Here is an 11,176-nt window from a genome sequence, read left to right as displayed (position 1 = left end):
TATGGCAATCAAAGCAATTGTAATGGATATTGATGGTACCTTGTTAACTTCAGAAAAAAAGATTTCACCAAAAACGCGACAAGCACTAGTAGCTGCACAAAAACAAGGCCTATCACTGATTTTGGCTTCTGGCCGCCCGACTAACGGTATGCGGCTCTTAGCAGATGAATTGGAGATGGCTCATTATAATGGACACTTACTTTCCTATAACGGCGCTTGTGTCACCCATCACGGCAGTCAGCAACAACTATTTAATCAGACAATTTCAAAGTCATTGAGTCAACAAATTTTAGAGCATTTGAAACAATTTGACGTAATTCCAATGATTAATGATGAAACATTTATGTATGTCAATGATGTTTTTCATAACACCTTACATTTAGAGACTGGTGATTTTAATATTATTGAATATGAATCACGGGGTGGCAACTTTCAATTATGTGAGTGGCGTGATTTAGCCGCCAGACTAAACTTTCCCTTGAACAAAATTTTAATTGCTGGTGAACCCGCCTATTTACAAAAATATCATGAGGCCATCTACGCGCCTTTCAAAGAAACCGTCACCGCTGCTTTTTCCGCTCCTTTCTATTTTGAATTTACCGCAAAAAATATTGATAAAGCGCGTTCTTTAGAAAAACTAACCCTACAGTTAGGTATAGCTGCTGAAGAAGTAATTGCTTTTGGTGATGGTCACAACGATTATACAATGTTGGAATGGGCCGGCACGGGGATTGCTATGGAAAACGCCGTTGACGAGCTTAAAAGCATCGCAACGGAAGTCACTTTATCCAACGACAATGACGGCATCGCTGTTGCATTAGCCAACTTTCTTTAAGATCGTTGGTTGATGCAAGCGTACGCCGTCATTTTTTATTGCCTATTCAAATGTCGTGATTTTTTCTGGTGCTAAACGAACAGATTCATAGCCAGTTTCCATGCCCTTACCCACAGATAAAATCATTACTGGGACATAGCGCTCTTGATCTAAACCAAATGTTTCGGCTAATTTTTCCGCTTCAAAACCACCGATTGGATTTGTTTCATATCCGTGAGCTCGGGCCACTAACATAAATTGCATAGCTGCTAAACTCGCATCAATTTTTACGATGTCATTCATTTGTTCTCTGCTTAAACTTTCATAATGGGGAATAATGGCTGCTAATTGTTGGTCCCGCACTTCCTTAGGCATTTTACCACTAGCATAGGCTTGATTGTAAATTTCCTCTCCTCGCTCATGGCAGTTTAGATCACCAAAAATTAAGAGCATTGCAGAAGATGTTTCATTTTGACGCGTATTAAAGCGAATTAAGGGTTTTAATTTTTCTTTGCCTGCTTCACTCTCCACTACGACAAAACGCCATGGCTGCATGTTAACAGAAGAAGGGGCAGTGGTCGCTTCTTGAATCATTGTTAACATTTCTTCATGAGAAATTTTATGGGTTTCATCGTACACCCGAACCGATTTGCGGCCAAAAACAATCTCTGAAAAATCATTCGTTGTATATGTTGTCATTCTATCATACCTCTTTCGTTGTAATGCTTTGATCTAGTTTTGTCAAAAGTTCTTTTAACTGGCGACAGTCGTCCTTTGTAAATGTACTGGGAATAATTTCTGTTACCATTTGTTGCTTGGCTGTACATTGCTGTAGTTCTTGTTGTGCTTTTTCTGTTAAATGCACTAGCACTTCCCGATTATTTTCTGGATTTCGCTGTCGTGTCACATACTGTTTCTCTTCTAAAATTTTCAAATGGCGAGTGACCGCACCACTATCGATTTTTAAGTGTTCTTGAATCTCCGTTTGAAGACACGGCTGACGTTCTTTTAAAATCATCAGCAACTCATAACGAGTCAAACTCAAGCCAACTTGCTCTTCAAAAACTTTGGTAATTTTTTGATCTAATACCTTTAACTGACATAATAATTGGCTGACTTCCCGTAATGATAACGACATAGTTTCCTCCTTAAAAAGATGACTCGTCAACAATTGACTAGTCAACTATAACTGTTTCTTTCTAAAAATGCAACCTTTTTTACAAGAAAAATAGAACAATTGACAGAGAGAAACTACAGTATTCCCCATCAACTGTTCTATTTTAATCAACCTATTTTTCGGTAACAGGTTCTGCTGATAACCGCTTAATCCCTAAACCAGTAAACGCACTGACCATTGAGAAGACCGGCGATAATAAGCTAAAGAAAACAAATGGTAAGTAAGTCAACGTTGGTACGCCAAAGGTCCCCGCTACGAAGCTACCTGCAATCCCCCAAGGAATGAGGTAATTAATAACCGTCCCGCCATCCTCCAAGGTTCTGCCTAAAACAGTCGGATCCAAGCCTTCTTTTTTGTAAACTTCTTTAAAGGCATTCCCTGGTAAAATAACCGATAGGAATTGTTCACCAATAAAAATATTTACGCCAATTCCTGTTAATAACGTTGATAAAATCAATTTCGGTGTACTGCTCATTTTCTGCGAAACAACTTCCATGACCGCAGAAATCAATCCTAATTCCATTAATAAGCCACCTAGAGACAACGTTAGAATAATAAGTGCCACAGTCGGCATCATGCTCATAATTCCGCCACGACTTAATAATTGATCAATTTGTGCGTTCCCCGTTTGAGAAACAAACCCATTTTCCAACGTGTTTCCTAATGCCTGCAACGATACTTTCGGATTTTGAATAATAATCATAATTACTGCCACAATAATGTTCAACAAAATCGTGATAATCGCTGGAATTTTGCGCCAGGCACAGATTAACATTAAGGCTAATGGTAACAATGACCAAATTGAAATGGTAAAGTGGTCTTCCAATACTTGAATAACTTGAACTACTTCTGTCAGACTTGTATTCGCGTACGTTTGTCCTAAAATCATAAACAAGATTAAAGAGACGATAAATGCTGGTACAGTCGACCACATCAAGTTTTTTATATGTTTAAATAAATCCGCTTCAACAATCGCTGCGGCTAAGTTTGTTGATTCTGATAAAGGCGACATTTTATCACCAAAAACTGAACCAGAAACAATCGCCCCCACAACTAAAGCAGGATTTAACCCTAAGGTACTGCCAATACCGAAAAAGGCAATTCCAATTGTTGACATCACTGTAAAAGCACTACCTACTGCACTGCCGACAATCGCACAGACAATAAAAACTGACGGCACAAACCATTTAACACTAATCATTTTAAAACCAAAAACCATAATCGTTGGAATAATTCCTGCTTGAATCCAAACGGCAATCAATGCCCCCACTAAAATGAAAATAAAAATTGGAATAATTCCTGGCTTCAAGCCATCAACAATCCCTTTATGCATTTGATCAAATGGTACTTTACGAAACATTGCGTAGCCTAAAATCAATGCAATCACAAACAAAATAGTAATATTTGGCGATATCTTTAAGCCAATTACTCCTGTTGCAATAGCTGCCACAATAATTAATAAAACGATACTTGCTTCTCGAACACTCACGGTCTTCTTTTTCTGTTTTTCTTTCATTTCGTTACTCTCCTCTAATCTTTTTTCTGAATACTCTGACATTAAAGGATCTTATGATAACGAATAACCCCTCCACAACTCATTGAAAACGCCTCCTAAAGCTACATAAAAAGAGAGATTCATCCTTAAAGAATAAGGACGAATCTCTCCGCGGTACCACCTTAATTAGAAGCTTACTTGCTTCTCGCTTATGTATTATGTAATTGTTACTACTTATTAGTGTAATTCACAAATAGACTTGATCGATTCGCAGCAACCATCGACTTTCTGAACAAAACATCTATTTCCTACTGGGCTAATAATTTATGAATCTCAATATACCAAGAAGAAACCGACTTGTCAACGAAAATAGCATAAAAAATTTTTTCACACGCCAACAAAAATTACTTTTTCTTTTTGTAAAAATAGAAAAGCGCCTCCGTTCTCACGAAAGCGCCTGTTAATTAGTGGGTTGTGCCACCTTGTAGTTGAATATCTTCTTGCGTTTTTACCGCTGCTTCAATCATATAGAACAAAGAATCTGTGATTGCTTCTAATGACATAGAAGCAAACGTTGGTTTATCAATTGTTTGTTCTGGTAGGAACGGAACATGAATAAATCCGCCACGAATAGTTGGATATTTAGTGTTAATTAAGTGTAGTAAGTGATACATAATATCATTACATACAAAAGTTCCTGCTGTATAAGAAATCGCTGCAGGTAATTGATGGTCATGACAATTTTTTACCATCGCTTTAATCGGTAAATTTGTAAAATAGGCTGTTGCTCCATCTTCAACCAACGGCACATCGCTTGGTTGTTGTCCTGCATTATCCGGGATACGCGCTTCCGCTAAATTAATCGCCACTTTTTCAACAGTGACTGTTTGGCGGCCGCCTGCTTGTCCAACACAAATCACCATATCTGGTTGATGGGTTTCAATTGCTTCAGCCACTTTTTCACCACTAGTGCCAAAAACAGTTGGCACCTCCACTTTAATAATTTCAGCTCCTGCAATTTCAGCAGGTAATTTTTTGACTGCTTCAAAGGCAGGATTGATTGCTTCTCCTCCAAATGGATCAAAGCCAGTAACGACAACTTTCATTTCGATCATCCTTTCTTATTTGAATAGAATCATATAAACAATTTGGAAAATTAACATGAAAAGTGCAATCGGCAATTGATTTTTAATGACGCCGTACTTATCTTTCATTTCCAACATGGCTACAGGTACGATATTAAAGTTCGCAGCCATCGGTGTTAACAGTGTACCACAAAAACCACATGTTAAGGCAACCATCCCAACTAATGCGGGATCTGCACCTAAAGAAAAGACAAACGGCACACCAATTCCGACTGTCATCACGGTTATTGCTGCAAAGGCATTGCCCATGATAGCCGTAAAAATAACCATTCCCACAGCATAAATAATAATCCCTACATTGACATTTCCTGCTGGTACTACGGCACTAACCCCTTTTGAAATAATCTCACCAACACCAGCGCTAGTAAAAACAGCACCTAAACAAGCTAATAGCATTGGCAACGTACTAAGAGGACCGACTGTTTCTAACATTTCCGCCGCATCATCAAAAAATACTTTCGGCGTATTATTTTTAGAAAAGAACATCATGATGAAAATCGCTACAAAGACACCAACACCGACACCGACTAAAGCTCCTAAAGTAGTCAATGTGGCAAAAAGAATTGCAAAAACCCCGATACTTAGTGCGGGAATAAAAATCTTCATTCCTAATTTTTGAGACATTTTTTCCATGTATTCTTTCGAAGGTAAGCGACTTTCTCCTTTTGTCACTTTTTGAAGAATTGCCGGAATTGTCATCACAAAAATAAGTACGCCACAGGCAACTGGTGGGATAAACCGACCAAAACCGATTAAGATCCCTAAGATTCCCCAGAATAAACTAGTCCCATACGCATGTTGATTGGTTTTATCACGAAAACTACGAAAACTTGTATATAACAAGATAATCCCCATAAAAATATAAAGGACTTCCAATAACTTTGCACTCAAATCAATACTTGGATCTGTGAAAAAACTCATTTCAGTCCCTCCTGTCCATAATATTTTTTACGTAATCTTTTTTCTTTTAAAGTAAAGTAAATACTTGCCGAAATTAAGGCAACTAAGGCGACTGGTACTTCCACTAAAGCCAATTTTCCTAATGTCACTTCATAGCCTAAATCTTTCAATGTTGATTGAACAAGCAATGCCCCAGCCCCACCAACAAACAGAACTTGACCAAAGAACCAACAGATATTTTCCATGGCTGAAGCCATCCCTTTTAGTTCTTCTTCATACTCTGGCACCATTGGTAAATTTTTTGATTCAATTGTTCCTAACGCCATTGGCAAAATAATCGGACGCACAAAACCTGCTACCCCACCGAAACTTACGTTAAAAGCGGCGAAGATAATCCGAAAGACACCATAAATGTCAATAATCACACCAGCAGATACCTTTTTGAATCGTTTAATCAACGTAGCTGCTGACTCTTTCAAGCCATTTCTTTCTAAAGTTCCTGTTGCTAACATAATAATAATAAAGATAGCCATTCCTCGATTATTCACAAAGGTTGTTCCTAGTGTTTCTAGCATCGATGTCAAACCAAGCCCGCCAGTAAAAGCCGTCACTATTAAAGCAACCATCACAATCAAGATAGCATCAAATTTCAATGCGAAGCCGACAATGACGATCAATACGCCTAATAAAGGTAATAAATCCATCAAATCTCTCCTTCTTAAAATAAAATTTCACTTTCCATTATATGCCAATTTTCGCTCATTTGTAAGACTTTTTTAATTTTTAATGTTATTTTTTCTAAAGATACAGTTTCCAACACTTTTTAGAGCTACCACTCGCACTTTTTTCTTTTTTCCGCTAGAATAAAAGAAACAATAACATTGAGGAGGATTTTTATGTTCCAAACTTTTAGAGAAAATTTTCGGCGCCATACCCTATTGCGCGACGCCGTCTTTATCGTTATCGGAAGTGCCATTGTCTTTAATCCCAGTGCTTTCTTCCAGTTCGTCGGTTATTTAATTGCTGGTTATTTGATGCTTTTAGGGTTAATTAATATTTATGATGACTACAAAATAAAAAAACAAACGGGTAGCTGGGGACTTGGTTTCGTAACAGGTTTAATCTTTGTCGTCTTAGCAGTAGCCTTTTTATTTTTTGCACCGGTGATTGTTTCGATTCTGCCGTTTTTATTAGGGATTAGTATCGTTATAAACGGCCTCGTTCAATTGACTTTTGCTTTAAATACTCGTCAAACAGGCGCGCTTATCTACAGTATTCTGGTTTTAATCGCTGGAGCTGTTTTAGTTTTCAACCCCTTCAAAAGTCTCTTAGTTTTGATGCAAGTCTTTGGATTTATCCTGATTTTCATGGGTGTCATTGAAATTATTGGTCATTTTAGAAATAAAGCTTAACGAAAGGAGCAACTTATGGATAAAGAAAGTACCAAGTGGATCCGCTTTTTAGGTGGGAAAAATTTACTTTACACATTAACTATCCTTTGTCTAATTGCTGTAACTATCTTTTTATTCAACACTGTTTCATTTATCTTTAAACCAATTTTTGTTATTTTTAGTGCCGTCTTAGGCCCGGTACTTTTTGGTATTATTCTATTTTATTTGCTTAATCCAATGGTGAAACGCCTTGAGAAAAAAATTCCCCGTGTTTGGGCGATTGCGATTCTCTATGTCTTAATTATTGCATTACTAGTGTTAGCTGGACTGCAACTTTTCCCAATTATCCAAGACCAGACGGAAGAATTAATCAAACAATTCCCAAGTTTTTGGAAAAGCACGCTCCAAACAGTACAAGAATTTATGGCTAAAACACCTTTTGCAAAAGATTTAGAATCTGCTAATGAGTCGATTAATCAGCTCTGGGGCAAACTTGCAAACTCCTTTAAAGACTTTGCAGGGGATTACCTACAAACAGGCGCACAAGGTCTGGGAAGCGTCTTTTCTGCAGTCTCTTCTACTTTCCTAACCTTGTTTACAGGACCTATCATCGCCTTTTTCCTTTTAAAAGACAAAGAAAAGTTTTATCGCTTTGTAAAAGGCATCATTCCCCCAGCTTTTCGTCCTGATTTTGACGAATATAGCCAAATTGCCAACATTCAAATTGGCGATTATCTAAAAGGTCAAGTCATTGCTTCGTTGGTTTTAGGGATTATGTATTGGCCAGCTTTTCTATTAATTGGTTTACAATTTGGTAGCATTTTAGCTTTAGCTGCGGGTATTTTATGTATTATTCCTTATATCGGGCCATTTATTGCCTTTATTCCTGGATTGATTATTGCCTTTCAGGATTCCACATTTATGGTAGTAAAATTCGTTATCGTCTGGTTTGCCATCCAATTGATTCATGGTGATTTTGTTATTCCTCGTGTGATGGGCGATAAATTAAAAGTCCATCCGATTACTATTTTACTTGTCTTGTTAGTTATGGGCGAACTGTTTGGTTTAATGGGCGTTATCTTCGGGATTCCAATGTATTGCCTAGTTAAAGTGACAGTCATTTATTTATTCCGCAAATTCAAACAACGCTATAACCGCTTTTATGGTGACAACGGCGAGTATGAACACACGAATTTTACTAAAGATCAATATTTAAAATAATACAATGAAAAAACTGGGACATAAGCCGTTTAGACTTATGTCCCAGTTTTTTTTACCATACTTCTCTAGCAATTTCTTGAAGTAATTGAACTTTGCGCCATTGTTCTTTCTCCGTCAAACGATTTCCTTCTTCCGTCGAAGCAAAACCGCATTGCGGACTAATACTTAAGTTTTCTAAAGGAACAAACTGTTGGGCTTCTTCAATTCGTGCTTTCACTTGTTCAGTCTCTTCTAATTCAGGAAACTTAGAAGTAACTAAACCTAAAACGACTTTGCTGCCATTATTTTGCCAATGTCTTAATGGTGAAAAGTCCCCTGCACGATCTGAGTCATATTCCAAGAAGAAACCATCATAATTCGTAGCAAATAATTCTTTTGCTATCGGTTCATAACCACCTGAAAATAACCAAGACGAAGCATGGTTCCCACGGCAAATGTGCGTGGTTACAGTTAAATCTTCTGGCTTGCCAGCTAAGGCTTCATTAATAATCGTGGTACACACTTGTGCAATTTCTTCTGGCTGTATTCCTTTTGCTCGTAATTCTTCTTGTTTTGTCTGATCCGCTAGAAACGCCCAATTTGTATCATCAAATTGCAAATAACGGCAACCTCTCTCGTAAAAGGCCGCAATTGCGTCTTTATATGTTTGTGCTAAATCCTTATAAAAAGCACCAATCTCTGGATAAATTGTTTGAATGCGCGAGGTGCCATCGTTAGATAAAATTTCTTGACGTAAAATCATGGTCGGACTAGGGATCGTTGCTTTGGCTACCGTTCCATCACCAACTTCCACCACCTCTTTTAAAAATGAAAAGTCCTCTAAAAATGGATGTTGCGTAGGAAAAGATATTTTATCCACTACGCGGATATTATAGGCCGGAGCTGCTTTTCCATGAAAGGTTTGGTTATACCCCGTTTCTGGGATATAGCCTGTCACACCATTTAATCCTTCTAAGAAATCAATATGCCAAAAACCGCGACGAAATTCACCATCTGTGATTCCCCGTAAGCCGCCAGCTTTTTGTTTTGCTACTAATGCTTTGATTTCTTCATCTTCAATAAGACGTAGCTCTGCTTGAGATAAAGCACCTGCTTGGACCTTTTTCCGTGCTTTCTTAATTGTTTCTGGACGTAAAAAACTTCCCACATGATCAACTGTAAAAGGAATCTGACTACTCATTTGCCTCACTCTTTCCTATTTTTATTTATAAAAAAACGCCCTTTTACTAGCCGTAACTAGTAAAAGGGCGATTATTATCGCGGTACCACCTTTTTTCGGAAAGATGACTCTTTCCCTTCAACTGACAATCATAATCAGCGGTCTTGTTAACGAAAGACATTACGTTTTTGCCTACGTTTCGACAAAAATTCCTCCTAGGCCATTTTTCGATACAGACATCTAACTTTTTTCACCAACCAAAGTCTCTCTACCAGCTGTCTTGTATTTACTTTCCTATTCAACGGAAATTATTAGATTATAATTAGAATACCACGTTTAGCAAATTTGTCAACGGAGACGGATGAAATAGTAATGAAAAAAGCAGCTTCTTTTCAGAAGCTGCTTACGTCTATTTTTATCATTGCTGATTAGGCTGAGTGTCCTACGATTGTGCTACCTGAGTAACCAAAACCGACACGTGTAATACCTGGGTTAATTTCCCAATCACGGTGACCGCTACCTGAAGCTGTTACCATGTTTGTTTCATTGTACCACGCCATGATTACTGAGTTACCTGGCGCCCACATAATTGCGATAACTTCATCTCCACGAGACCAGTGATCATTTGGAATACCGCCTGCTTCAACTTGTGCTGCACGAGCAGTTGCAGAAGCTGCTAAACCTGCATCCCATACTACTGGACGTAAACCTAATGATTGACGTAGAACGTTCAATGCATTGATTGTTGGGTCAGCCGCAACAGGAGGAGGTGTTTGTCCACCGTTACCATTACCGTTGCCGTTGCCACCGCCATTACCAGGAGTTGGAGTTACTGGATCTGGTGTTTCTTGTCCACCACCATTATTTCCATTATCACTTGGTGTTGTAGGTTGTTCTGATGAAGAAGAGCCAGTATTTTCTGTTGCACTATTATCTGTACTTGGTGTAGTTGTTTCAGTTGTTTGTTGCGTGCTTGATTCAGTTGCTGAGCTTGAGCTTGCTGGTGCTTGTGCTTCTGTTGTTGAAGAAGAGGCAACTGGTGCTTCTGCTTTTACTTCAGCTTTAGCTTGAACTGGTTTTGCAGCAGCTTGTTTAGCTTTTTCAGCTGCAGCTTTTTGTTCAGCAGCTAAGCGTGCTTGCTCTGCTTCAGCAGCTGCTTTTTGTTTTTCTAAGCCAGCTTTAGAACTTTCAGCTGATGATTGTTCTAATGCTAATGAAGCTTTCATTACGTTTAATTCAGATTGTTTAGAAAGTAAATCTTGACGTTTTGTTTCTAATTCAGCTTCTGTTGCTTCAAGTTGTTTCACTTTTTTCTCGTTTTCAGCTTTTTTATCAACAACCGCTTGTTTGTCTTCTTTTTGTTGTTGCATTAAGTCGTTGTTGGCACTTACGATTGTTGAAACAGCTTGAACACGGCTGATTGCATCTGCAACTGAGTCCGCATCTAAAACTGCATCTAGCATTGTTGTGCTTTGTCCATTAACTTGAACATCACGTGCTTGATTTTTGATTGCTTCGTTACGTTTTTCAATACGTTGATTCAAGTTTGTAATTTCTTGTTGTAATTGTTCTGATTTTGCTTTTAGTGTTTGCTTTTGTTCACGTAAAGCCATGCTTTCATCAAATACTGAAGATACTTCTGCTTCTAAAGAAGATACTTGTGAAGCTAAATCCCCTTGTTTTGCTTTTAATGATGAAATTTCTTGATTTTTTTCTTCAATTTTTTTATCAACATTGTCCGCCAAAGCTATGCTTGGGGTAGCAATTGCTGATAGCGTTAATGAACATAGTAATACTGATGCAAATAGACGTTTCTTCACTTGTCATTCCTCCGAATTAATTTCTAAAGTTTATTTAAAATATCTTAATCTTTT

General features: G+C 37.9%; 11 protein-coding genes and 2 other annotated features. Of the genes, 3 read left to right on the top strand and 8 right to left on the bottom strand.

Annotated elements, in window-relative coordinates:
• The first annotated feature begins 1 nt into the window (after position 1).
• Positions 2-835 (top strand): Cof-type HAD-IIB family hydrolase, encoded by an 834-nt coding sequence (locus IGL48_RS01535; protein ID WP_016615922.1) that lies wholly within the window; start codon positions 2-4, stop codon positions 833-835.
• A gap of 42 nt (positions 836-877) precedes the next feature.
• On the opposite strand, the gene IGL48_RS01530 is transcribed toward IGL48_RS01535, so the two are convergent.
• From IGL48_RS01530 to IGL48_RS01505, 6 genes are all read right to left on the bottom strand, one after another.
• On the bottom strand, positions 878-1,513 hold the full coding sequence (locus IGL48_RS01530) for a nitroreductase family protein (protein WP_002358386.1): 636 nt from the start codon (positions 1,511-1,513) through the stop codon (positions 878-880).
• A 4-nt stretch (positions 1,514-1,517) separates the two neighbouring features.
• A complete protein-coding gene (locus IGL48_RS01525) occupies positions 1,518-1,952 on the bottom strand; it encodes a MarR family winged helix-turn-helix transcriptional regulator (RefSeq protein ID WP_002370202.1) in 435 nt (144 codons plus the stop codon).
• Between the two features lie 151 nt (positions 1,953-2,103).
• The gene (nhaC, locus tag IGL48_RS01520; RefSeq protein ID WP_002383673.1) at positions 2,104-3,549 is read right to left on the bottom strand and encodes a Na+/H+ antiporter NhaC; all 1,446 of its coding nucleotides are present in this window, start codon (positions 3,547-3,549) and stop codon (positions 2,104-2,106) included.
• An 89-nt stretch (positions 3,550-3,638) separates the two neighbouring features.
• Positions 3,639-3,814 (bottom strand) — a binding site (T-box leader).
• A gap of 136 nt (positions 3,815-3,950) precedes the next feature.
• The gene (gene pcp / locus IGL48_RS01515) at positions 3,951-4,592 is read right to left on the bottom strand and encodes a pyroglutamyl-peptidase I (RefSeq protein WP_002355269.1); all 642 of its coding nucleotides are present in this window, start codon (positions 4,590-4,592) and stop codon (positions 3,951-3,953) included.
• A gap of 15 nt (positions 4,593-4,607) precedes the next feature.
• Positions 4,608-5,552, bottom strand: a complete 945-nt coding sequence (locus tag IGL48_RS01510; RefSeq protein ID WP_002355267.1) for a DUF979 domain-containing protein — start codon at positions 5,550-5,552, stop codon at positions 4,608-4,610.
• Entirely contained in the window at positions 5,549-6,235 is a 687-nt protein-coding gene (locus tag IGL48_RS01505) for a DUF969 domain-containing protein (protein ID WP_002355265.1), read from the bottom strand. The genes IGL48_RS01510 and IGL48_RS01505 overlap by 4 nt, the downstream gene beginning before the upstream one ends.
• Positions 6,236-6,427: 192 nt before the next feature.
• Between IGL48_RS01505 and IGL48_RS01500 the strand changes: the two genes are divergently transcribed.
• Both IGL48_RS01500 and IGL48_RS01495 read left to right on the top strand, forming a co-directional pair.
• A complete protein-coding gene (locus IGL48_RS01500) occupies positions 6,428-6,943 on the top strand; it encodes an HdeD family acid-resistance protein (RefSeq protein ID WP_002395439.1) in 516 nt (171 codons plus the stop codon).
• A 15-nt stretch (positions 6,944-6,958) separates the two neighbouring features.
• A complete protein-coding gene (locus IGL48_RS01495) occupies positions 6,959-8,143 on the top strand; it encodes an AI-2E family transporter (RefSeq protein ID WP_002355262.1) in 1,185 nt (394 codons plus the stop codon).
• A 52-nt stretch (positions 8,144-8,195) separates the two neighbouring features.
• Here the strand turns inward: IGL48_RS01495 and IGL48_RS01490 are convergent, their stop codons facing one another.
• The gene (locus IGL48_RS01490) at positions 8,196-9,323 is read right to left on the bottom strand and encodes a 5-methyltetrahydropteroyltriglutamate--homocysteine S-methyltransferase (RefSeq protein WP_002373195.1); all 1,128 of its coding nucleotides are present in this window, start codon (positions 9,321-9,323) and stop codon (positions 8,196-8,198) included.
• A gap of 60 nt (positions 9,324-9,383) precedes the next feature.
• Positions 9,384-9,613: a binding site (T-box leader), on the bottom strand.
• Positions 9,614-9,730: 117 nt separating this feature from the next.
• The gene (locus tag IGL48_RS01485; protein ID WP_002375809.1) at positions 9,731-11,122 is read right to left on the bottom strand and encodes a PcsB-like coiled-coil domain-containing protein; all 1,392 of its coding nucleotides are present in this window, start codon (positions 11,120-11,122) and stop codon (positions 9,731-9,733) included.
• Positions 11,123-11,176 lie beyond the last annotated feature (54 nt).

This window comes from Enterococcus sp. DIV1090, assembly GCF_050537975.1.
In the GTDB taxonomy this organism is placed as follows: Bacteria; Bacillota; Bacilli; order Lactobacillales; family Enterococcaceae; genus Enterococcus; species Enterococcus faecalis.
This window is presented reverse-complemented; position numbering and strand designations above follow the sequence as displayed.